Consider the following 20,979-nt stretch of genomic DNA (forward strand, 5'->3'; position numbering starts at 1 on the left):
CACCCAGCCCGTATGTTTCACCTCGGGCTCCGCCCGCCCCGGCCGTCGCCGTGTACGCGGTGGGTCTCCCACCCACCCCTTGTGATTCCCCCGGGCTCCGCCCGCCAGGGCCGTGGTTGCGCCGGCCGTCGTAAACCCGGAACCCGTCGAAGCTGTCACAGCCATCGAAGCCATCGGCGACCCATCGAAGCGATGGTCGCCTCCGTCGTCTATTCGAGCGTCTTCGGCGTGGTCCTGGCCTCGATGCGTTCCTCCGCACCAGCCTCGTCGTCTTCGACACCGCCGTGGTCGACCTCACCGACCAGCTCCACGACCCCGATCCAAGTCGAGGATGCCGAGCCAGCAGGGTGCCAACAAGCAGTCCGCCGCGTGGCCCGAGGGTCACGCGGCGGATGGGAAGCTCTGGTGGTCAGGTGTTGAAGACGTGGTCGACCACGGCGGCGGCGGATTTGCCGGAGTCGTGGGGGGCGTACGTGCGGGCGAAGGCCGCGTAGCGGTCCGCGAGGCGGAGGGAGACCGTGTCGATGGTGCGGAGGACCTCGACCACCTCGGCGGAGCTGGCCAGGCGAGGGCCGGGGCGGTTGGCTTCCAGGTCCAGGTAGAGGCCGCGGGTGGAGCGGTACTTGTCCAGGTCGGGGGTGAACAGGACGACCGGGCGGCCGGTGGCGACGAAGTCGAACAGGGCCGAGGAGTAGTCGGTGACCAGCACATCCGCGATGGCCATCAAGTCCGCCATATCCGGATAAGTCGTGACGTCGATGGCGAAGCCGTCGTGCGAGTGCACGTGCGGGAACGCCTGCATCAGGTGGCCCCGGACCAGCACCACGTGGTCGTCGCCCAGTGCCCGCTTGGCGTCGGCGAGGTCCAGCTTGACCGCCGCGTTCCTGCGGTCGTAGTCCCGGAACGTCGGCGCGTACAGCACGACGCGCTTGCCCTCCGGGATGCCGATGCGGTGGCGGATCTCGGCGGCGGTGTCGCCGACGTTGAACAGGCTGTCGTTGCGCGGGTAGCCGGATTCCAGGATCTCGCCCTCGTAGCCGAAGGCCTTGCGCAGGATCGAGGATGCCCACGGGCTCTGCGAGAGCAGCAGATCCCAGCCGCGGACCTCGGCGGCCTGGCGGTGCCAGACCGGCGGGCGCGGCTCGCGGCGCATGTGAGCCAGGTCGCGGCCGACGTGCTTGACGGGGGTGCCGTGCCAGGTCTGCAGGCAGACCTGCTCCTCCCGGGTGCGGAACCAGGCGGGCAGGAACTGGTTGCCGACGATGTAGCGGGAGCGGGCCAGCGCCTCGTAGTGCTCGCCGCTGCCCTCGCGGACCACGGTGGGCTCGATGCCCTCGCCCAGGCCGAGCTCGCGCGAGCCCGGCGGGACGAACGCGCCGTCCCGCACCACCCAGATGTGCTCGCTGTCGTCGCCGCGGCGCAGCCGCTCCTCGTAGATCGCCCGCGGGTTGTCGGAGTAGGCCCGCCCGTCGAACGAGGTGTAGACGGTCGCCTCGCGGATCGGCTTGGCCCGGTGCGCGGGGTAGAGGTTGCGGCTGAGCGACCAGAGCCCGGCCGCGCTGCGCTCGTCGCCGGGCCGCTCCTCGGCGGCGACCAGCACCGGCACGTCGAAGCGGGTGGCCACGAAGCGGTAGACGCGCCCGTCGATGGTGCGCGAGTCCTCGTCCAGTGCGGCCAGCGAGGCGTGGTGCACCCGGACGGGGACCATGGAGGGGCCGTACTTGCCGGGTGGGGCCACGGACAGGTTCCAGGTGCCCTCCGACAGCGGGACAGAACCCCCGAAGCGGGGCATCGCGCCGGGCGCGAGCCGTACCTCGAAGGAGGTGCCCGAGCGGGCCAGCGGGACCCGGAAGGTGAGGCCGCCGCGGTGGCGGAGCACCAGGTCGCGGGGGCCTTCCTCGGGGTCGGGGTAGTCGCCGGCGAGCACCAGCGCGCCGTCCTGCCACGCCATCGTGGTGATGATCGGCTGGATCTTGTGGCCGGAGACGACCACCCGGTCCCGCCGGTCGCCCTGGACGGTGATCTCGCGGTCGCCGACCAGCAGCCGGGTCTCCTGCGTGCCCTCCAGCATGACCGAGGCGGCGGGGTCGCCCTTCGGCTCCACCCAGAGGCGGCGCGCGTCGGCGGTCAGCAGCGTCTGCACGGCCAGTGACAGCGAGAAGCGGCTGCCGCCCTCGACGGGGGTGAAGTCGGCGGCCATCCGGTGGCCGCCCACCCTGGCCTTGCCCTTGTTGACCGGGCGGCCCGGCAGGAAGCCGGTCAGCTCGATGGTGTCGCCCTCAAGCGCGACGCCGGTGAGTTCGGCCCTGGTCGGATGGAGCACGACCTGCAGCGCCTTGTCGGAGGTCCAGACCGGGCGGACCCACCAGCGCTCGCGGACCTTGAGCCCGGCGGGGCGCTCGGTCCTGCCGATGGCCGGGCCGCGCAGCACGCCGGTGGAGCGGGCGGCGCGGCTCCAGATCACGATCTCGGCCCGCCACGTGGTGGTGTCGCGGACGGTGTGGCGGCGGCGCAGCACCCGCTTGCCGCCGCGGACCACCGCGCGCAGCGCGGCCCGCCAGCGCAGCGCGAACGGGTTCAGCTCGGCGGTGAAGCCGGCCCAGTCGTAGTTGCAGCCGGGCTCGCGCGCCGCGTGGGTGGCCTCCGGGCGGAACGTGCGCTTGGTCTTGAGGGTCACCGGCGGCAGCCAGCGCGGCCCGCGCAGCACCACGGTGGCCCGGTTGAACCGGCCGCTGCGGACCGACAGACCGGCCAGGTAGGCGTGGCCGCTGATCTGGAGGCGCTTGCCGTGCCAGGTGATGTCGTCGATCTGGGTGACCGGCACCATGTCGGCGGAGCGCAGGCGCAGCAGCTCGCGGTCCACCTCGACCGGCAGGTCGGCATACCACCGCAGCCCGTGGCGGACCCGCCGGGACGGCTCGGCCGCCGCGGCGGCCAGCTTGGCCAGCGCGTCGCTCTCGGCCAGTTCGGCCGGGTCGACGGTTTCGATCAAGTGGTACGCCACCCGGCGACCGACCGGAAGGGCCTTCTTGACCTTGGGGTCTACGCTCTCCAGGTAGGGGCGGAGGACCGCGATCGCTTGAGCTCGGCGGGCCGCTCCCCGCTTGGCCGCGGCGTCCAGCCGCAAGCCCAGGGGTCCGGCCAGGACCTCGCCGTCCAGAGTCCGGCGCGCGGCCTTGTCGAGGCCTTCCGCGCGGACGAGCTGGACCAGAGCGTCGATGGTCTCGCCCCGGTCATAGAGCTCCTGGACAGCCCGCAGTCGTTCAGCGGCGACATCGCCCTGGCGTGCGGGTGTCATAAGGGGGCACCACCCTTCAGATGACCGGGTTTCTGGAAATAGTAATGCCGGTCACAGAGGAGTTCCGTCCCATCGTGCGGTACTCATCTGGGCTCGAGCCCCTTTGACCGGTGTTCCTTCCTCGTGCCACCTGCGCAGACACTCGGTTTCATGCCCAGGCGGTGGAGTTCCATCTGTTCGGATGACGCGCCACCATGGGACGCCGCCACCCCAGACCGACAAAACCCTGCCGACTTGTCGCGGCCCGCCCTCACCGAGGAACTCGGCCACGTCGCCGTAGGACATGACCCGGCCCGGCGGGATGCGCTCGACCAGGTCGAGCACCCGCTCCGCATAGGGGGTCAGATCCGACGTCATTCGCTCCAGCTGCTCGGCCCGGCCGCCAGGATCTCCTCCAGCTTGCCGAACTCGAGCACCGAGGCACTGCCGGTCTGCTCCAGAATGCCGTCCCTGATGGAGTAGATTTCCCCATCTTCGCCAGCCAGACGGCCGCCGACCAGCTCGGACAGAACGGCCAGCTGAGCCAGCTGCCAGTCCGACGCGGGCTCGCCGACCAGGCGGCAGGCGGAGGTGGACCAAGTGGCGATGGTGTGTGTCGCGTCGCCGAAGCGCACGACCACCTCGCCGGCCTCCCGCAACCCGCGCAGTTCGAACCCGGCCCCGGCCGCCTCAGGCGACGTCTCGGCCGACAGCGATCTCGCGAGTTCGGTGTAGCCGAGCGGTATCTCCCGCTCCACGCGCAACTCGTAACCCATGACGCGCGACCTTAGCGAAACTTTGCCCCGCCTTGTGACCAGATGGCCTAACTTGCGGCAGCCCGCAGCCTAAAAGCACTCGAATCGCCACCGTTATGTGATCAGCTGCCACGGCGCGCCAGCAGTATTACCGAGACGCCGAAGGCGCCCAGGCCCAGCATCACTCCGATGCCGTACACCCAGAGCCTAACGGGATCCGGGCCCGGGCGCGTGGGTCCTTCGGAGAGTGGGCCGCCGCCGAAGTGGAGGTCGCCGGAGATCTCCACGGCGCGCCGGTAGCTCGCCAGCTCGCCGGCCTGGGCCAGGGCGGCCTCGGCGTTCACCACGCCGAAGCCGATCTTGTCGTCGTAGCCGGCCGGGGGGCGCGTGCGGGTGGCCGAGGTGAGGGCACGACTGACCAGGTCAGGGGGGAGGTCGGGGTATTTGGCCTTGATCAGGGCGACCACGCCGGCCACCAGGGCGCTGGCCGAGCCGGTGCTGGTCAGCTTCCTGCCGCCGGCCACCGGGATCTCCACGCCGGGCGCCCCGACCAGGACGGAGAGGTTGTCGCTGCTGAACGGCGCGCCCGCGTTCTTGGCGTCCACCGCGGCCACGCCGATCACGCCGGGGTATCCGGCCGGGAACTGCCAGTAGGAGGTGCTCATCTCGCGCGCGTACGGCGACTGCCCGTAGTCCCCCACCCCGGAGACGACCGAGACGCCACGGGACAGCGCGTACGACACCGCGTCGCGGTCGATCCTGGCCACCCCGAACGTGCCGACCGGCACCAGGATCACCTGCGCGCCGTGGTTGGCCGCGTAGCGGATGCCGCGGGCGATCGGGCTGTCGACCATGCCGCCGTTGCCCGCCTGGGGATCGATGAGCTCGTCGTCCAGCGGCGGCGCGAACACGGGAACCGACAGGATGCGGGCTTCCGGCGCCACCCCGAGCACGCCATCGCCGCTGCCGTCCCCGGCGATGAGGGTGGCCAGCGCGGTGCCGTACGGCCCAGAGCGGGTGTCAGGACCGGAGTAGTACGTGCCGGTCATATCCGGCGCCTGCACCACCCGGCCGCGAAGTTCCGGCGCATCCGCGTCGACCCTCTGGTGCAGCACGGCCACCGTGACGCTGGACCCCTTGGTCTGCTTCCAGGCCGCCTCGACGTTCAACCGGTCCAACGGAGTCGGCGCGGGCGCGGCCACCAGGGCCAGGACGGTGGCCGCCAGCGAGGCGGCGGCTCTCAGCACACGTTCCCCTGGGTGCAGCGCGGCACGTCGGGCTCCTCGCCCAGAGAACGCGCCACCCGGCCGCCGATGGCCTGCGCGGCAGGCCACATCTCGCTGTTCAAGGCCTCCTCCGGCGGGATCGCGTCGCGGGTCCTGCCGTCGGTATACCCCGTGGTGACGAAGACAATGTAGGGACCGACGCCGACCCAGGCGGAGCGCTGCCGCTGGGCGGCGCCGAACAGGTCGGTGACCGTGCCGGGGAAGGCCACCGGGCGCACCCCGACCCGGTCGTCGATCGGGAGTTTGGCGGCGGCGCTGATCCGGGCGTCCTCGTCCTTGAGCACGGCCACGCCGATCGTGATCGCGAACGTGGCCGACTGGTCCACGTAGGTGGAACGGAGCAGGACCCGGCAGCCGCTCTCGTTGAGCACCGAGGCGACCGGCGCGTCCACCCCCGCCCAGCACGGGATCTCCGGCGCGACGCCGATCCGGCGGGCGAACTGCTGGGTGCGGGCCAGGCCCATGTATTCGAGCTCCTCCGGGAAGACCACGGTGGCGGGCCAGTCGTACCAGCGGCGGGCGACGTCCTGTTTCACGTATTCCGCGCGCTCCGCTCCGGTGAGCGGGCGGGACCTGGTCTCCTGCAGCAGGGCGGCGGTGCCGAGCAGCACGATGATGGCCGCGGCCCCGAGCACCGCGGCCATGATGGCCAGGAAGATGGAGCGCAAGCGCACGCCCCGCTCTAACTCGGCGCGCTCCCTGGCGGCCTGCGCGGCAGCGGCACGTCCCCGCGAGGCAGGCCACGGGCGCACCCGGGTACGGCCGGCCCGTGGCTGCTGTGGCGACATACTCTGATGTTACGTCGAAGCGTCCGTATGCCAACGATTCGGTAGAGGTATCTCAGCGGGTGGCATACGTTTCACGCCTTACGGCGACCACACCGGCGTTGCGTCTGGCCCTTCTGACCAGGAAGACCACCACCATCAGGCCGCCCGCCGCGCCGAGCAGCCCGGCCAGGCCGACCCCGGCGAAGACGGTGATGGCCTGCTGGTTGCGATTGACGATCACGACCGGGCCGGGCGCGGCGGTGGCGATCGGGCGGTCCGGGTGCTGCACGCCGGGCCCGGAGGCGGTGACCCGGTGCCGGGACAGCACGGCGGCCATCTTGAGCGCGCGGGTGGCGTTGACGACGCCGAAGCCGGTGCCGGTGTTGTAGCGGGTGCCGCGCGGGGCCACGGCGGAGGATGCGAGCGCCTGCGCCACCAACGCGGGCGACATTTTCGGATATTTCGCCTTAATGAGGGCAGCGACGCCGGAGACGAGGGCGGTCGCCTGGGAAGTGCCCCGGCCCACCCAGTATTCGTTGTCGGGTCCCGCGCCCAGGATGTCCACGCCGGGCGCCGACAGCATGACCGAGGAGTTGCGGTTGGAGAAGGAGGCCCGGGTCATCGTGCTGGTCACCGCGGCCACCGAGATCACGCCCGGAATCGAGGCCGGGTAGGAGTAGGGCGCCGTCCGGCGGCCCGCGCCATCGTTGCCCGCCGCCGCGACCAGCACCACGCCCTTGGAGATCGCGTAGCGGATGGCGGCGCGCTCGGCCTCGGTGGCCAGATCCTTGGAGATGGACAGGTTGATCACATCCGCGCCGCTGTCCACCGCGTGCCTGATGCCCTTGGCGACCACGCCCTCGTAGCGGGCCTCGGCGTTGAACGTGCGGAACCCCGGCTCCTCGTCCTCCAGGATCACCCGCACCGACAACACCCGCGCCTCGGGCGCGACGCCGATCACCCCGTCGCCGCGGCCCGGGCCATGCCCGTGACCGGCGATCAGGGAGGCCATGTACGTCCCGTGCAACCGCACCGGCAGGGTGCCGCCCGGGTTCGCGCCTTCAGTGAAATCCCTTCCGATCCGTACGGACCCGACCAGGTCCCGGTGGTTCGGATCCACCCCCGAGTCGAGCACGGCGACCAGCACGCCCCGCCCCTTGGTGACCTGCCAGGCCTGCGCCAGACCCAGCGTCCGCAGCACGGCCTGCTGGCTGCCGCGCACGTCATCGGCGGCGGCCGGACCGGCCAGGAAGCACGGCAGCAACAGGAGTAAGGCAAGTAGGGCCCGTCTCAGCACTGGAACTCCTTCGCCGCACAGTTGGGCAGCACGGGGTTGAGCAGTTCCTTGGCGATCCGGTCGGCCAGGTCGCCGGTGAAGGTGAACATGGTGGGCCGCTGCCGCCCGAGCGCGCGGGCCGGTCGCCCGTCGGTCTGGCCCGCGGTCGTCATGACCAGGTACGGCCCCGCTCGCCGTACCGTGGCGACTTGGCGGCCCGCCGCGGTGAAGCGGTCGGCCACCGTGCGCGGAAAGGAGAGCGCCCGCAGGCCTGGCGCGGGTTTGCCGCCCTGCGGCAGGGCCGCGGCGGCGCTGTCGGCCGCGCCGGGGTCGGGGAAGGCGGCGACGCCGACGGTGACCACGATGCCCTGCAGCGCGTCCAGGTAGGTGGCGCGCAGCACGCCCTGGCAGCGGGCGGCCTTCATGGTCTCGCGGAGGGCGGCGTCCACGGCGGCCACGCAGTCGGTCCTGGCCGAGATGCCGACCCTGCGGGCCCGCTCCGCGCCGCCCTGCTCGCCGGTGTAGGCGACGGTGGCGGGGAAGATCCGCCCGGCCGGCCAGACCCGCCAGCGGCGGGCGATCTCGGTCGCCGCCGCCTGGCGGAGTTCCTGCTGGCTGGGCTGCCTGGTCAGCTCAGCCAGCGCGGCGCTGGCCCCGACGCCGGCGACGATCGCGCAGCTCACGGTGAGAGCGGACGCCACCAGCATCGTCGGCCAACTGCGTCTCTCCCTCACGGCCCCGACCTTAACCCCCAGTAGGGACTGCCATCCCCACAAACGGGCTTAATCAGTAAGCGGGAAGCGAGGGGTCGACGGTCTTGACCCAGCTGAGCACGCCGCCGCCGACGTGCACGGCGTCGGCGAATCCGGCGCTCTTCAGCACCGCGAGCACCTCGGCCGAGCGGGCGCCCGACTTGCAGTGCAGCACGATGCGCTTGTCCTGCGGCAGGTTCGCCAGCGCGGCCCCGCTGAGGAACTCGCCCTTGGGGATGAGCACCGAGCCGGGGATGCGCACGATCTCGAACTCGTTCTGCTCGCGGACGTCGATCAGGTAGATGTTCTCGCCCTGGTCCTGCATCTGCTTGAGCTCGGCGGCGGTGATGGTGGCGCCCTGCGCGGCCTGCGCGGCCTCGTCGGAGATCGTGCCGCAGAACGCCTCGTAGTCCTCCAGCAGCTGGGTGACCGTGGGGTTCTTGCCGCACAGCACGCACTCGGGGTCCTTGCGGACCCGGACGTCGCGATACTTCATCTCCAGCGCGTCGTAGATCATCAGACGCCCGACCAGCGGGTCGCCGACGCCGGTGAGGACCTTGATGGCCTCGTTGACCTGGATCGAGCCGATCGACGCGCAGAGCACGCCGAGCACGCCGCCCTCGGCGCAGGAGGGGACCATGCCGGGGGGCGGGGGCTCCGGGTAGAGGCACCGGTAGCAGGGGCCGTGCTCGGCCCAGAAGACGCTGGCCTGGCCGTCGAAGCGGTAGATGGACCCCCACACATACGGCTTGCCGAGCAGCACGGCCGCGTCGTTGACCATGTAGCGGGTGGCGAAGTTGTCGGTGCCGTCCACGATCAGGTCGTAGCCGGCGAAGATGTCCATGACGTTGTCGTTGGTCAGCGCGACGTTGTGGATGACCACGTTGACCAGCGGGTTGATCTCGCGGACCGAGGCGGCGGCGGATTCGGCCTTCAGCCGGCCCACGTCGGACTGGCCGTGGATGATCTGCCGCTGCAGGTTGGACTCGTCCACGATGTCGAAGTCGACGATGCCGAGCGTGCCCACCCCGGCCGCGGCCAGGTACATGAGCGCCGGGGATCCCAGCCCACCCGCGCCGACACAGAGGACCTTGGCGTTCTTCAGCCGCTTCTGCCCGGCCATCCCGATGTCGGGGATGATCAGGTGGCGCGAGTAACGACGCACCTCGTCGACGGTGAGCTCGGCAGCCGGCTCGACCAGCGGTGGCAACGACACAGTTCTCTCCCATTTCAGGGCACTTTGGGTACGGCTCACGCGGACTCACATGCCCACGTGTCACATCTCAACCTAGCTCGGGTATCCCCGCATTCCCCAATCCGGTGACCCTTACCTGACGGCCGCGCGGCTCTCCGCGATCAGGCGCCGGGCCTCCCTGGCGACGACCTCGGGGAACTCCATCTGGGCCACGTGGCCGGCCTTGGGCAAGGTGACGATCCGCACGTTCGGGAAAGTACGCCCGGCTCGCATCGCCATCCGCGCGTCCACGAGGCGATCCCGGCCGCCGTGTACTACAAGCGTCGGCACGGTGATCTTGGCGGCCTCCCGCCAGAGGTCGTTCTTGAAGTACTCCCGGACGATCCCGCGCGCCGAGGAGATCAGGGCCCCCGCCGCGTACGGCAGGCCGTCCCGGCGGCGCAGCTCCTCGATCGCCTCGCGGAGCCGTACCGGATGGACCCGGGCCAGGTCGGCGTAGCACATCTCCAGGGTGGCCTGGATGCGGCGCTCGGCGGGCACGGCGGTGAGCCGCTTGACCGCCCATTCGGCCAGCACCGGGGTGACGGACATGGCCACCCGGGCCGGGCCGACGCGGGGCAGCAGGTCGGGGAGGGCCGGGGAGACCAAGGTGAGGGAGCGCACCAGGTCCGGCCGGGAGGCGGCCAGCCGGACCGAGACGGCGCCGCCGAGGGAGTTGCCGAACAGGTGCACCGGCGCGCCGAGGTGCTCGATCAGGCGGGTGACGGCGCGGGCGTGAGCGTCGATCGAGTAGTCGCCGTCGGCGGGGGCGGGCGAGTAGCCGGCGCCGGGGAGATCGACCGCGTGCCCCGCCACGTCCTCGGCGAGCAGCGCCATCAGATCGGTCCAGTTGGTGGCGGAGCCGGCCAAGCCGTGGACGTAAACCGCCCGCTCGTCCGGGCCAGGGGGCCCGGTCCGGACATTCAGCTCAAGGTCGCCCAGGTCGATCAGCTCCGCCGCCCAGGCGGGGACAGGCTCCGGAAACCCCTGCTCCATCGCACATCCTCCTGCCGTTTACGCACCGTCTGTCCCAGCATATGCCACAACTACTCTAAGTGAACGCAAAGGTGCCTATCTGCCCGTTTTGGCACGGAGAGTGAGGACATAACACGATTAGGCACCAGCCGAACACAAGGAGTAACGATGCGGTTCAACACGATCGCCGGGGCGCTGATCGCAGCCACCGTCGCAACCGGTGGGCTCGCCCTCGCGACGGCCGCCACCGCGGCACCAGCCCAAGCACACGCGGCCAGCTGGGACTCGGGGGACGGGGACTTCGAGGGGGGCCTCGGCAACGAGGGCTTCGGCCACAACCAAGGCTTCGGCCACTTCAACCACTTCAACCACTTCCGCCATCACAACTTTAATTTCGGCCACTTCCACCACCGGCACCACGCCCACGGGCACTTCCACCACCGGCACCACCACTTCGGCCACATCAGGCACTCCCACCACCATCACGGTCACCACGACCACGGCGGCTGCGGCGGACGCGGCGGCTGTGGTGGCGGCGGCTGGTGGTAACCCTAAGCGTTCAAACAAACACAAGGAGTAGCTAATGCGTTACAAGAGGATCGCCAGCACCCTGATCGCCGCCGCTCTCAGCGGGGGTGGGCTCGCCCTAGCGACTGTCGCCACCGCGGCGCCCGCCCAGGCCCACGCGGCCAGCTGGGACTCGGGAGACTTCGAGGGTGGGGGCTTCAACAACGAGGGCTTCGGCAACGAGGGCTTCGGCTTCGGCCACTTCAACAACTTCAATAACTTCAACAACAACTTCCACCACGGCTTCGGCCACCACCGGCACCACGGCTTCGGCCACTTCCACCACCGGCACCACCACTTCGGGCACGTCCGGCACCATCACCACCACCACGGCTGCCACCACCACCGTTTCCACCACCGGAACTGGGGCTGCAACCGCGGCTGCGGAGCCCGCTGGAGGGGCGGCTGCGGCCGCTGGTAACCGCCAGAAGACCTGCGAACAGGTGACCTGCCAAAGCACCTGACGTTGGACAGCGTGCCGTGATGATCCTTCATCACGGCACGCCTCAGGCGGACTTCTTGGCTCGGCGCTTGGGAGCCGCGGGCTTCTCCTCCGCCGGCTTGGCGGCCTTGGCGGCGGGCTTCTTGGCGGCCTCGCGCTCCTTCTTCGCCGCGTCCACGCTGGCCCGCAGCGCCGCCATCAGATCCACGGCCGGGCCCGCCTCGGCCGGGGCCTCCGGGGCGACGACCTCACGCCCGGCCACCTTGGCCTCGATGACCTCCTGCAGCGCCTCCCGGTAGGCGTCCTTGTACTCGGCCGGATCGAAGTCGGCGACCATCGTCTCGATCAGCGACTCGGCCATCTTGAGCTCCTGCGGGCGCACCTCGACGTCCTCCTCCAGGAAGGGGAAGTCGGCGACCCGGACCTCGTCCGGCCAGAGCATGGTCTCCAGCACGAAGATCCCGTCCCGGACCCGGAGCGTGGCCAGCGACTCCCGCTGCCGCAGCGCCACCTTGACGATCGCCACCTGGCCCGACCGCTCCAACGCGTCCCGCAACAGCACGTACGGCTTGGCGCCCTGGGCGTCGGGCTCCAGATAGTAGGTCTTGGCGAAATAGATCGGGTCGATCTGCTCAGCCGGGGTGAACTGCAGCACGTCGATGCGGCGGGACGTGCTCAGCGGCAACCCCGCGAAGTCGTCATCGGTGAGCACCACGATCTCGCCGGTGGCCAGCTCATACCCCTTGGCGATGTCGGCGTAGGGCACCTCCTCGCCGTCGGCCTGGCAGACCCGCTTGTACTTGATGCGGCCGCCGTCGGCGCGGTGCACCTGGTGGAAGGTCACGTCCTTCTGCTCGGTCGCCGAATAGAGCTTCACCGGGATCGTCACCAGACCAAAAGAGATGGCGCCCTTCCAGATGCTACGCATAGCCACATACTCGTCTCTTTGTTCGAATACCGCTATATCGGGATTCAAGGGACTTACCTATTGGGCAGATACCCAGTGTGGCAATGCCATATCCGGTCGAACCAATGCTCGCCGTCCCGGGGACCCTGCCGGCGGACGCGTCCCACTATGCCCTGGAGGTCAAGTGGGACGGCATCCGCGCGATCGTGTACATCGATCAGACGATCCGGGTCACCGGCCGCAAGGGCACCGACTTCACCTCCCGTTATCCCGAAATTTCGGCATTACGGGTGCCGGGGCATGAGCTGATCCTGGACGGCGAGGTGGTCGCCCTGGACGCCGACGGGCGGCCCAGCTTCGAGCTGCTCCAGCGGCGCATGCACATCACCGATCCGGCCGCGCACGGGCTGCTGACCCTGGTGCCGGTCAGGTACATGCCGTTCGATCTGCTCTACCTGGACGGCGAGAACCTGATGCGGCTGCCGTACTCCGCCCGCCGGGAGTTACTGGAGGAGCTGCCGGGGCTTGATGTGCCCCCCACCTTCCCGTGCGATCCTGACGTGGTGGCGGCGACCCGGGCGCAGGGGCTCGAGGGCGTGGTGGCCAAGCGGCTGGACTCGCCGTACCGGCCTGGCCTGCGGACGCCGTGGTGGATCAAGGTGAAGAACCTGCGGGAGACCGAGGTGGTGGTCGGCGGCTGGCGGCCCGGCAAGGGCCGCCGCGAGGGCGGCGTCGGCTCGCTGCTGCTCGGCATGTACGCCAAGCTTCCCGAAGGCGGCGCCGAGTTCGTCTTCGTCGGCCACGTGGGCACCGGCTTCAGCGACGCCGCGCTGGACGAGCTCTACCGTATGCTCCGGGCGCGGGAGGTGCCGCGCAGCCCGTACTCCCAGCCGCTGCCCCGGGAGATCGCCAGGAACGCGCACTGGGTGCGCCCCGAGCTCGTCGGCGAAGTGACCTTCACCATGTGGACCGAGGAACGCCGCCTGCGCCACCCGGCCTGGCGCGGCCTGCGCCCCGACAAGATCCCCGCGGAGGTGCGGCTGTGAAGGTTCCGGTGGCCGTGGACGGCCGGCAGCTGGTGCTGACCAACCTGGACAAGGTGCTGTACCCGGAGGCCGGGTTCACCAAGGCCGAGGTGATCGACTACTACTCGCGGATCGCGCCGGTGATGCTGCCGCACCTGCGCGGCCGCCCGCTCACGGTCAAGCGCTACCCGAACGGCGTGGGCGGCCAGTTCTTCTTCGAGAAGAACGCGCCCCGGCACACCCCGCCCTGGGTCCGCCGGGTCACCCTGCCCGTGCCCGGCAGCACGATGGACCGGGCCAGCATCGATTTCGCGATCATCGACGACCTGCCCACCCTGGTCTACTACGCCAACCTGGCCGCGCTGGAGATCCACGTCCCGATGTGGCGGGTCTCCGCCGAGGGCGAGGCGCTGCCGCCGGACATCCTCGTCTTCGACCTGGACCCGGGACCCCCGGCCACGATCGTGGAGTGCTGCCGGGTGGCCGCGCTGCTGCGCGACGCCCTGGCCGCCGACGGCCACGACAGTTATCCCAAGACCAGCGGCAACAAGGGCATGCAACTGCACGTGCCCTGGCCGGACGGCGAGCGCGACACCACCGCGTACGCCAAGGCGCTGGCCCAGCGCCTGGACGCCGAGCACGCCCTGGTCACCAGCGTGATGACCAAACGGCTGCGGCCCGGCAAGGTCTTCATCGACTGGAGCCAGAACAATCCGGCCAAGACCACCGTGGCCGCGTACTCGCTGCGCGCCAATCCGCGGCCCACGGTCTCCACCCCACTCTCCTGGGACGAGGTAGAGGAGTGTGAAAGCCCAGATCAGCTGGTGTTCACGGCATCCAACGTGCTGGCGCGGGTCGCCGAAGTCGGGGACCTGTTCCCGTAGGGTGGAATCAAGGCAACCACCGCGGGAGGACACCGTGTCCGAGATGAACTCGCTGGACGCATCCGAAGCCGATCTGGCCGAGCAGAACCGCGCACTGCGCCCGGAGGAGGGCCCCTGGCCGTTGGAGATACCCCTGGAGGCGGACCCGGCGGACGCCGCGGAGCAGGACCGCGAGGTCGGCCAGGACGACGAGGACGACTATCGCTGACCAGGTTACCCACGCGTAGGATGAGTCCCCGTGACCGCCAGGCGCGGGACCCGCAAGAACCCCTCAAGGAGACCGTCGTGACCGCTACCCCGGACGCCAAGCCCCGGGGCACCCGGCTGCCCCGGTTGGCCCGCCGCCGCCAGCTGCTCAGCGCGGCGCAGGAAGTGTTCGTGGAGAACGGATACCACGCGGCCGCGATGGACGAGATCGCCGAGCGGGCCGGGGTCAGCAAGCCGGTCCTCTACCAGCACTTCCCGGGCAAGCTGGAGCTCTACCTGGCGCTCCTGGATCTGCATGTGGACGACATGGTGGGCCGCTGCAAGGAGGCGCTGGCCGCCACCACCGACAACAAGCAGCGAGTGCAGGCCGCCATCGGCGCCTTCTTCGACTTCATCTCCAGCCAGGGCGAGGCGTTCCGGCTGGTCTTCGAATCCGACCTGCGGAACGTGGCGCCGGTGCGGCAGCGCATGGAGCGCTCGCTGCGCGAGAGCGCCGACGCGATCGCCCAGGTCATCCAGGAGGACACCGGCTGCTCCAGCGACGAGGCCCACCTGCTCGGGGTCGGCCTGGTGGGCATGGCCGAGGTGAGCGCGCGCTACTGGCTGACCGCGCACGGCTCGATTCCCAAGGAGGCCGCCACGCAGCTGATGGCGCGGCTGGCCTGGCGGGGAATCAGCGGCTTCCCACGGCACACGCCGGAAATGTCGTAAGACCGTTCGCTTGCCGCGATCAGCCGCCCGGATGGTGCTCCGACAGGCCACGATGGAAGTCTGTCGAAAGGAATCCTGATGGAAATCAAGATCGGCGTGCGATCGGTGCATCGCGAGATCGTGCTGGAGACCGACGAGTCGGTCGAGCGGATCGAGGAGGAACTCCGCAACGCGCTCGCCGCCGACCGCGGCGTCTTCTCCATCACCGACGTCAAGGGGAACCGCTACATCGTGCCCGTGGCGGCGCTGGGCTTCGTCGAGATCGGCGAGGGCGAGAATCGCTCCGTCGGCTTCGGCGGCACCCTGTAAAGAGGCTCCCCCCGCTTTCCGGCGCGCCGGGAGGGTCCCGGCACGCCCGAAAGCGGGCTCAGTGTTCTCGCAGATCACACCCAGGTGGCCGGCGGCGGGGATGTGGGCGGTGTTCTCGCCGCTGCCCGATGGTCGGGCAGCCCGTGCTCCCCCTTCTCAGCACGGCGCGGGATACCCAGCGGTTCGGTCCACATCTGGTCAAGGAACTGCCGTAGCGGCGCGAGGCCCTCATGTCTCGCACGGTACAACCGTTTGGGCCCTTCACGCCTCTCGAACGGCAGACGGGTTCCCCGCTAGGCCCCTGGAGTCAGGCCGATGGCGGCCATGCGCTTGCCGTGTTCCTCGGTGATCTGGGCAAACATCTTCCCGATTCCAGCCAGATCGGCGCCCTCCGCGGAATCGGCCAGCAGCACCGCGAGTTCCGGCCGGGCCGCCGCCACCCGGTAGGCCTGGCTGAGCGCCTCCCCCACCAGCCGCCGCGCCCACAGCGCCAGCCGCCCGTTCAGCTTCGGATCCTCGGCCAGCGCCTGGCGGACCCGCTCGACCGCGAACTCCGAACGGCCGTCGTCGGCCAGCGCCTGGTCGACCAGCTCCCGGGTGGAGGCGTCCACGTGCCTGGCCACCTCCCGGTAGAAGTCGCCGGCGATGCCCGTGCCCACGTAGGCCTTGACGAGGGCCTCGTACCAGTCGCTGGGGCGGGTCTGCGCGTGCCAGGCGTCCAGGGCCTCGGTGAACGGGGCCATCGCCTGCTCGGGGTCGGCGCCGAGGGAGTCCAGGCGGTCCCGTACCAGCCGGAAGTGGGCGTATTCGGTCGCCGCCACGTCGCCGAGCGCGGCCCGGTCGGTCAGCGTCGGGGCCAGCAGCGAGGCGTCCTCGGCCATCCGCAGGAAGGCGGTGAGCTCGGCGTATGCGAGCACTCCGAGCAGGTCGACGACGCCGGGCGGGGAATCTGTCATGGCAGCAGAGTAGGGGTACCCTCTCCCCGAAAAACATGCGGAACACGCGGAAATCGGTTCACGGTTGTGGTATCGAGTAGACTGCTCTGTGAAAGTGCGACCGCACTGTGTTGATCCGGGGTATAAGTTCCCGGAACCCCCAGAAATCTTGGATGCCGCGGTCGCTGATGACGTCGAAGGCGTCACCTCCGCGAGGACCCGGCACGGGGATGGCTCGAACGAGTTCGACGAGCTCCAAGACGCCGGAGGTCCCGAAGGCCGTCTTCGACCAACGACTGAGGCAGGCGACGATTACGACGACGTTCCGAGACCTGGGAGTGATCCCGGAGATCGCCGATGCCCTGGAGACCGAGGGCATAACTTCACCATTCCCGATTCAGGAAATGGCGCTCCCGCTGGCACTCGCCGGACAGGACGTCATCGGACAGGCGCGCACCGGAACCGGTAAGACCTACGCTTTCGGCGTCGCGATGCTGCAACTCGTCGGGAAGCCGCGGAAGAACCGGAAGAAGCCGCGGGGCCTGGTGCTGGTGCCCACCCGCGAGCTCGCCCTGCAGGTGACCGAGGACCTGGTCCTCGCCGCCGGCAAGCTCGGCTCCCGCATTCTCACCGTGTACGGCGGGCGTGCCTACGAACCCCAGATCGAAGCCCTCAAGAACGGCGTCGACGTGATCGTCGGCACGCCGGGCCGGCTGCTCGACCTGATCAAGCAGAAGCACGTGGACCTGGGCCAGGTCGGCATGCTGGTGCTGGACGAGGCCGACCGCATGCTGGACCTGGGCTTCCTGCCCGATATCGAGCGGATCATCAAGCTGGTCCCGGCCGAGCGGCAGACCATGCTGTTCTCGGCCACCATGCCCGGCGAGATCGTGGCGCTGTCCCGGCGCTACCTGACCCGGCCCATCCGGGTCCGGGCCGAGCACGAGGAAGCCGACCCGGAGCAGCCGCCGCAGACGGCCCAGTTCGTCTACCGCACGCACCGGATGGACAAGATCGAGATCCTGGCCCGGCTGCTGCAGGGCCGCTCCACCGGGCTCACCATGGTCTTCTGCGAGACCAAGCGGGCCTGCGACATGGTCTTCGAGCAGCTGCGCGAGAAGGGGTTCGCGGCGGCCGCCGTACACGGGGATCTCGGGCAGGGGCAGCGTGAGCAGGCCCTGCGCGCGTTCCGGAACGGCAAGATCAGCGTGCTGGTGGCCACCGACGTGGCGGCCCGGGGCATCGACATCGACGACGTGACGCACGTGGTCAACTACGACTGCCCGCAGGACGACAAGACCTACGTGCACCGGATCGGGCGGACCGGGCGGGCCGGGCGGACCGGCGTGGCCGTGACGTTCGTGGAGTGGACCGAGATGACCCGCTGGAAGGTCATCAACAACACGCTCGGGCTGAGCTTCGCCGAACCGGCGGAGACCTACTCCAGCTCGCCGTCGCTCTTCACCGATCTGGACATCCCGGAGGGCACCAAGGGCGTGCTGCCCCGGGCCAACCGGTCCAGGGCGGGGCTGGACGCCGAGCAGATCGAGGACCTTGGCGAGACCGGGCGCACTCGCAGCCGGTCGCGTCCCGGATCCGGGGGATCCGGCGGTTCCGGTGGCGGCGAGGAGCGGGAGCGGCGGGAACGCCCGGTCCGCACCCGGGAGCGCCGCCGCACGCGGAGCGGCCGGACGTTGGACACAGCCGAAGAGCAGACTGCCGGGGAGGTCGAGAGCATGGTCACCGCGATTCCAGAACCGTCGGCTCAGGAACCGCCCGTGGAAGCCGTCGAGGAGCGCAAGCCCGCGCGCCGGACGCGAACCCGCAAGGTGGTCGAGACGCCCGCCGTCGTCGAAACCGTTGCCGAACCCATCGCCGAAGCCGCTGTCGAGGCTGTCATCGAATCCGTAGTGGAGTCTGTCGTCGAGCCTGAGCACTTCTACGAGCCCGAGCCGCGGCCGGAACCGGAGCGGATCATTCCGGCCAGCCCGTTCTCGGTGATTTTCCAGTCTCCCGACCTGGCGACCGACGACGACGCACCGGCGCCGTCCGCGGCCACCGAGCGGAAGGCGCAGCGCCGGCAGTTCAACCGGCCGCGACCCCGCCGCAACGGCTGATCGACGGGACGGACGGAAGGTGCTCTCGTCATGGTGATCATTCGCGGCGTGATCGTGCTGGTGCTGATCGGGTTGTGGCTGTACTGCGTGCTCGACGTGATCACGACGGAGCCCGACCGGATCCGCAACATGCCCAAGGTGCTCTGGCTGCTGGTGGTGATCCTGCTGCCGACCGCCGGGTCGCTGCTCTGGCTCATCGCCGGCCGCCCGCGCCTGCCCCGGGGTTACACCACGTACACGGGCCAGAACGTGCCGCCGCGCGAGGTGCGGCGGCTCAGCCCGGACGACGACGAGGAGTTCCTCCGCAAGCTCAGGGAGCGGGCGGAGGAACAGCGCAGGTCGGCACGCGAAAAGGCGGATCCGGAAAGTCCGGACGCGCCCAAACCGGAGCCTGCCCCGGACGAGTAACCGGCTAAGCTTCTTCGCCGGTGTCGCTGCCAGGCTTGTTAAGTATTGTGGCTTCACGTGAGTACGCCGAGATTCCTTACCTTGCCGCCGGGCGTGACCGCTCAGCGGGTTCAGACGCCGGTGGGCGGCTTCGCTGTGCTTGAAGCCAGGCCCGTGACCGGTGTCGCGGAACGGTGGCCGGCCCTGCTGGTCCCCGGCTACACCGGCAGCAAGGAGGACTTCATCGCGATCCTGCAGACCCTGGCCCAGGCCGGGCGGCGGGTTATCGCGATGGACCTGCGGGGACAGTTCGAGACCCCGGGTCCGGAGGATCCTTCGGCCTACACCTGCGCCGCGCTGGGCGCCGACGTGGACGTGGTCGCCTCGGCGGTCGGCGACGGCGAGCCGGTGCACCTGCTGGGGCACTCCTTCGGCGGTCTGGTGACCCGGGAGACCGTGCTCGACGGGACCTCGAAGCTCGCCTCGTACACGCTGATGAGCTCGGGGCCCGGCGGGATCGTCGGGCCGCGCGAGCACGCCGGGCGGATCATGCTGGCCGAGCTCCCCGAACTCGGCGTGGAGCAGCTCTGGACGAACCGGATCGAACCCGAGGCGATCAGGGCCGGGGTGCCCGACGACATCGTCGCCTTCCTGCGGAAGCGGCTGCTGGCCAACTCCGTCACCGGCCTGCTCACCATGGGCCGCGCGGTCCTGGACTCCGCCGACCGGGTGGACGAACTCTGCCAGACCGGCCTGTCCACCCTCGTCCTGTACGGCGAGCACGACGACGGCTGGCCCCCCACCCTGCAGGCCGAGATGGCCGACCGCCTGGACTGCGACTGCGTGGTCGTCCCCGGCGCGGCCCACTCCCCCGCCGTGGAGGCCCCGGAGACGACCGCCGCCGCCCTCACCCGCTTCTGGAACGCGGCGGAAAGCGAGATCCTGCACCGCTGAGCACGCTTACTCGGCGCGGAGCGCGGTGGCAACGTGCATGTGGGCGGCCCAGCCCGCCGGTACCAGGGCGCCGAGGAAGGCGACCAGCACGCCGCCGGTGGAGAGCGCGGCCAGGTGCGCGGGCGAGTAGACGTCCAGGACGCTCGCCGGGATGCCGGTGCCGGCGATGTCGGCCATCAGCGCGACGATCGTGCGGTGCAGCGTGTATCCCACCGGGACCGCGAGTATCCCGGCGGGCAGGCCGATGCCGATCATGGAAAGCACCACCACCGCCCGGATCTGGCCCGGTGTCGTGCCGATCGACTTGAGCACGCCGAACTGGTGGATCCGTTCGTAGGTGTTGAGGACCACGGTGGTGAACACCCCCAGCGCGGCGACGGCCACGAGCAGCACGGTCAGGGTCGCTATCAGGCTGAGCATGAGGACGACGGTGGTGTCCTGGTCGCGCCGTGGCTCGGCGGATGCCGGGTGACCGGTGAGCGCGCCGGCGAGTGTCCGCAGGTAGGCGCCGGGGTCGGTGGTCTGGTCCAGGGCGATCTCGAAGCGGTCCGGCCAGGTCCGCGCGGTCAGCCCGGACAGGGTCGCGATGGGGCCGACGATCGCCAGGCCGTCGTGGGTGTCGTCGAAGGCCTCGCCGACGATGCGCACCTCGCGGGTGCCCTGTTCACCGCTGATGGTGAGCGTGTCGCCGACGGCCCGCCCGATGGAGCGCAGCAGGCGCGATCCGGCCACGATCTCGTCCGGGCCGGCGTACCACCGGCCGGATACCAGGGCGAAGCCCGTCCAGGAGGCGTCCGCGTCGTAGCCGGTGAGCAGCGCCGACTGGCTGAGGCCGGGGGTGCGGATGCCGATGTCGCGGGCGCCGACCAGTCGCGCGGTGCCAGGCCGGGACTGGATGATCCGGCGTACGGCCGCGGTCTCGGCCAGGCCTGGAGCGCTCGGGGTTTCGGCCATTTCCACCTCGACCGGCACCGCTCCGGCCCGCGTGAACGCGGCCGTGGCCTGGGACAGCGACGCGGACAGGCCGGTCGCGAACACCACGGTGGTCGCACCGAGGAGGATGGCGAGCACGGTCGCCGCGGACCGGGCGGGCCGCGCGAACGGCAGGCCAAGACCCAGGCCGGTGGGCCCGGGGAGCCGGGCGGCCAGCCACTGGCGGGCCCGGCGCCCGCGACCGGAGCGCGGGGCGCGGCCGATGGTGATCGCCTGTAC

Annotated in this window: 22 protein-coding genes and 1 pseudogene; 11 read left to right on the forward strand and 12 right to left on the reverse strand. The window is 70.4% G+C overall.

The annotated features are described in order from the left end of the window. Window positions 1-189: 189 nt before the first annotated feature. A pseudogene (locus Amac_RS58180) lies at window positions 190-317 on the forward strand (VWA domain-containing protein); the annotation flags it as partial. 92 nt (window positions 318-409) lie between these two features. Here Amac_RS58180 and Amac_RS40285 read toward each other — a convergent pair. From Amac_RS40285 to Amac_RS40325, 9 genes are all read right to left on the reverse strand, one after another. Further along, window positions 410-3,298: a CDP-glycerol glycerophosphotransferase family protein gene (locus tag Amac_RS40285; RefSeq protein WP_155359697.1), complete on the reverse strand. Its 2,889-nt coding sequence runs from the start codon at window positions 3,296-3,298 to the stop codon at window positions 410-412. 51 nt (window positions 3,299-3,349) lie between these two features. Next, entirely contained in the window at window positions 3,350-3,655 is a 306-nt protein-coding gene (locus Amac_RS40290; RefSeq protein ID WP_155359698.1) for an MGMT family protein, read from the reverse strand. After that, a complete protein-coding gene (locus tag Amac_RS40295; RefSeq protein ID WP_155359699.1) occupies window positions 3,652-4,053 on the reverse strand; it encodes a hypothetical protein in 402 nt (133 codons plus the stop codon). Before Amac_RS40295 ends, Amac_RS40290 begins: the two co-directional genes overlap by 4 nt. A 101-nt stretch (window positions 4,054-4,154) precedes the next feature. Continuing rightward, window positions 4,155-5,279 (reverse strand): S8 family serine peptidase, encoded by a 1,125-nt coding sequence (locus Amac_RS40300; RefSeq protein WP_155359700.1) that lies wholly within the window; start codon window positions 5,277-5,279, stop codon window positions 4,155-4,157. Beyond that, window positions 5,273-6,106 carry a hypothetical protein gene (locus Amac_RS40305; RefSeq protein ID WP_155359701.1) on the reverse strand — a complete coding sequence of 278 codons (834 nt, stop codon included), beginning with the start codon at window positions 6,104-6,106 and terminating at the stop codon, window positions 5,273-5,275. Before Amac_RS40305 ends, Amac_RS40300 begins: the two co-directional genes overlap by 7 nt. 52 nt (window positions 6,107-6,158) lie before the next feature. Continuing rightward, window positions 6,159-7,382, reverse strand: a complete 1,224-nt coding sequence (locus tag Amac_RS40310) for a S8 family serine peptidase (protein WP_155359702.1) — start codon at window positions 7,380-7,382, stop codon at window positions 6,159-6,161. Continuing rightward, a complete protein-coding gene (locus tag Amac_RS40315) occupies window positions 7,376-8,095 on the reverse strand; it encodes a hypothetical protein (RefSeq protein ID WP_246269020.1) in 720 nt (239 codons plus the stop codon). The genes Amac_RS40310 and Amac_RS40315 overlap by 7 nt, the downstream gene beginning before the upstream one ends. 52 nt (window positions 8,096-8,147) lie before the next feature. Next, entirely contained in the window at window positions 8,148-9,329 is a 1,182-nt protein-coding gene (moeZ, locus tag Amac_RS40320) for an adenylyltransferase/sulfurtransferase MoeZ (RefSeq protein ID WP_155359703.1), read from the reverse strand. A 111-nt stretch (window positions 9,330-9,440) separates the two neighbouring features. Then, the gene (locus Amac_RS40325; RefSeq protein ID WP_155359704.1) at window positions 9,441-10,343 is read right to left on the reverse strand and encodes an alpha/beta fold hydrolase; all 903 of its coding nucleotides are present in this window, start codon (window positions 10,341-10,343) and stop codon (window positions 9,441-9,443) included. 147 nt (window positions 10,344-10,490) lie between these two features. On the opposite strand from Amac_RS40325, the gene Amac_RS40330 reads away from it, so the two are divergent. Beyond that, window positions 10,491-10,871, forward strand: a complete 381-nt coding sequence (locus Amac_RS40330) for a hypothetical protein (protein WP_155359705.1) — start codon at window positions 10,491-10,493, stop codon at window positions 10,869-10,871. 34 nt (window positions 10,872-10,905) lie between these two features. Continuing rightward, window positions 10,906-11,310, forward strand: a complete 405-nt coding sequence (locus Amac_RS40335) for a hypothetical protein (RefSeq protein ID WP_174900285.1) — start codon at window positions 10,906-10,908, stop codon at window positions 11,308-11,310. Between the two features lie 85 nt (window positions 11,311-11,395). Here Amac_RS40335 and ku read toward each other — a convergent pair whose 3' ends face one another. Next, a complete protein-coding gene (gene ku / locus Amac_RS40340; RefSeq protein ID WP_155359706.1) occupies window positions 11,396-12,259 on the reverse strand; it encodes a non-homologous end joining protein Ku in 864 nt (287 codons plus the stop codon). A gap of 104 nt (window positions 12,260-12,363) precedes the next feature. Between ku and ligD (Amac_RS40345) the strand changes: the two genes are divergently transcribed. The 5 genes from ligD (Amac_RS40345) to Amac_RS40360 all read left to right on the forward strand — a co-directional run bounded on the left by ligD (Amac_RS40345) (window position 12,364) and on the right by Amac_RS40360 (window position 15,374). Then, window positions 12,364-13,284 (forward strand): non-homologous end-joining DNA ligase, encoded by a 921-nt coding sequence (gene ligD, locus Amac_RS40345; protein ID WP_155359707.1) that lies wholly within the window; start codon window positions 12,364-12,366, stop codon window positions 13,282-13,284. After that, window positions 13,281-14,147 carry a non-homologous end-joining DNA ligase gene (gene ligD / locus Amac_RS40350; RefSeq protein WP_246269021.1) on the forward strand — a complete coding sequence of 289 codons (867 nt, stop codon included), beginning with the start codon at window positions 13,281-13,283 and terminating at the stop codon, window positions 14,145-14,147. Before ligD (Amac_RS40345) ends, ligD (Amac_RS40350) begins: the two co-directional genes overlap by 4 nt. 34 nt (window positions 14,148-14,181) lie before the next feature. Further along, window positions 14,182-14,355, forward strand: coding sequence for a hypothetical protein (locus tag Amac_RS54055; protein ID WP_170322910.1), 174 nt, complete (start codon window positions 14,182-14,184; stop codon window positions 14,353-14,355). Window positions 14,356-14,432: 77 nt separating this feature from the next. Continuing rightward, window positions 14,433-15,065: a TetR/AcrR family transcriptional regulator gene (locus tag Amac_RS40355; RefSeq protein ID WP_155359708.1), complete on the forward strand. Its 633-nt coding sequence runs from the start codon at window positions 14,433-14,435 to the stop codon at window positions 15,063-15,065. A gap of 78 nt (window positions 15,066-15,143) precedes the next feature. Beyond that, window positions 15,144-15,374, forward strand: coding sequence for a DUF3107 domain-containing protein (locus Amac_RS40360; RefSeq protein WP_155359709.1), 231 nt, complete (start codon window positions 15,144-15,146; stop codon window positions 15,372-15,374). 293 nt (window positions 15,375-15,667) lie between these two features. On the opposite strand, the gene Amac_RS40365 is transcribed toward Amac_RS40360, so the two are convergent. Beyond that, window positions 15,668-16,330: a ferritin-like fold-containing protein gene (locus Amac_RS40365; protein ID WP_155359710.1), complete on the reverse strand. Its 663-nt coding sequence runs from the start codon at window positions 16,328-16,330 to the stop codon at window positions 15,668-15,670. Window positions 16,331-16,647: 317 nt separating this feature from the next. Between Amac_RS40365 and Amac_RS40370 the strand changes: the two genes are divergently transcribed. The 3 genes from Amac_RS40370 to Amac_RS40380 are packed head-to-tail and all read left to right on the forward strand — an operon-like array spanning window position 16,648 to window position 19,767. Beyond that, complete coding sequence (locus Amac_RS40370) at window positions 16,648-18,426, forward strand: DEAD/DEAH box helicase (RefSeq protein WP_246269029.1); 1,779 nt, start codon at window positions 16,648-16,650, stop codon at window positions 18,424-18,426. A gap of 30 nt (window positions 18,427-18,456) precedes the next feature. Continuing rightward, window positions 18,457-18,834, forward strand: coding sequence for a PLDc N-terminal domain-containing protein (locus tag Amac_RS40375; protein ID WP_155359711.1), 378 nt, complete (start codon window positions 18,457-18,459; stop codon window positions 18,832-18,834). A gap of 57 nt (window positions 18,835-18,891) precedes the next feature. Then, on the forward strand, window positions 18,892-19,767 hold the full coding sequence (locus Amac_RS40380; protein ID WP_155359712.1) for an alpha/beta fold hydrolase: 876 nt from the start codon (window positions 18,892-18,894) through the stop codon (window positions 19,765-19,767). A 6-nt stretch (window positions 19,768-19,773) separates the two neighbouring features. On the opposite strand, the gene Amac_RS40385 is transcribed toward Amac_RS40380, so the two are convergent. Further along, on the reverse strand, window positions 19,774-20,979 hold a 1,206-nt coding region (locus Amac_RS40385), incomplete at its 5' end, for an ABC transporter permease (RefSeq protein ID WP_170322911.1).

It is taken from the genome of Acrocarpospora macrocephala, assembly GCF_009687865.1.
Taxonomy (GTDB): Bacteria; Actinomycetota; Actinomycetes; order Streptosporangiales; family Streptosporangiaceae; genus Acrocarpospora; species Acrocarpospora macrocephala.

Excerpts from the sequence above, each read along its gene's own strand:
- Amac_RS40330 (WP_155359705.1), top strand. The coding sequence starts at position 10,491 with ATGCGGTTCAACACGATCGCCGGGGCGCTGATCGCAGCCACCGTCGCA.
- ku (WP_155359706.1), bottom strand. The coding sequence starts at position 12,259 with ATGCGTAGCATCTGGAAGGGCGCCATCTCTTTTGGTCTGGTGACGATC.
- Amac_RS40295 (WP_155359699.1), bottom strand. The coding sequence starts at position 4,053 with ATGGGTTACGAGTTGCGCGTGGAGCGGGAGATACCGCTCGGCTACACC.
- Amac_RS40285 (WP_155359697.1), bottom strand. The coding sequence starts at position 3,298 with ATGACACCCGCACGCCAGGGCGATGTCGCCGCTGAACGACTGCGGGCT.
- Amac_RS40375 (WP_155359711.1), top strand. The coding sequence starts at position 18,457 with ATGGTGATCATTCGCGGCGTGATCGTGCTGGTGCTGATCGGGTTGTGG.
- ligD (WP_155359707.1), top strand. The coding sequence starts at position 12,364 with ATGCTCGCCGTCCCGGGGACCCTGCCGGCGGACGCGTCCCACTATGCC.
- Amac_RS40290 (WP_155359698.1), bottom strand. The coding sequence starts at position 3,655 with ATGACGTCGGATCTGACCCCCTATGCGGAGCGGGTGCTCGACCTGGTC.
- Amac_RS40305 (WP_155359701.1), bottom strand. The coding sequence starts at position 6,106 with ATGTCGCCACAGCAGCCACGGGCCGGCCGTACCCGGGTGCGCCCGTGG.
- Amac_RS40365 (WP_155359710.1), bottom strand. The coding sequence starts at position 16,330 with ATGACAGATTCCCCGCCCGGCGTCGTCGACCTGCTCGGAGTGCTCGCA.
- Amac_RS40325 (WP_155359704.1), bottom strand. The coding sequence starts at position 10,343 with ATGGAGCAGGGGTTTCCGGAGCCTGTCCCCGCCTGGGCGGCGGAGCTG.
- Amac_RS40360 (WP_155359709.1), top strand. The coding sequence starts at position 15,144 with ATGGAAATCAAGATCGGCGTGCGATCGGTGCATCGCGAGATCGTGCTG.
- Amac_RS40335 (WP_174900285.1), top strand. The coding sequence starts at position 10,906 with ATGCGTTACAAGAGGATCGCCAGCACCCTGATCGCCGCCGCTCTCAGC.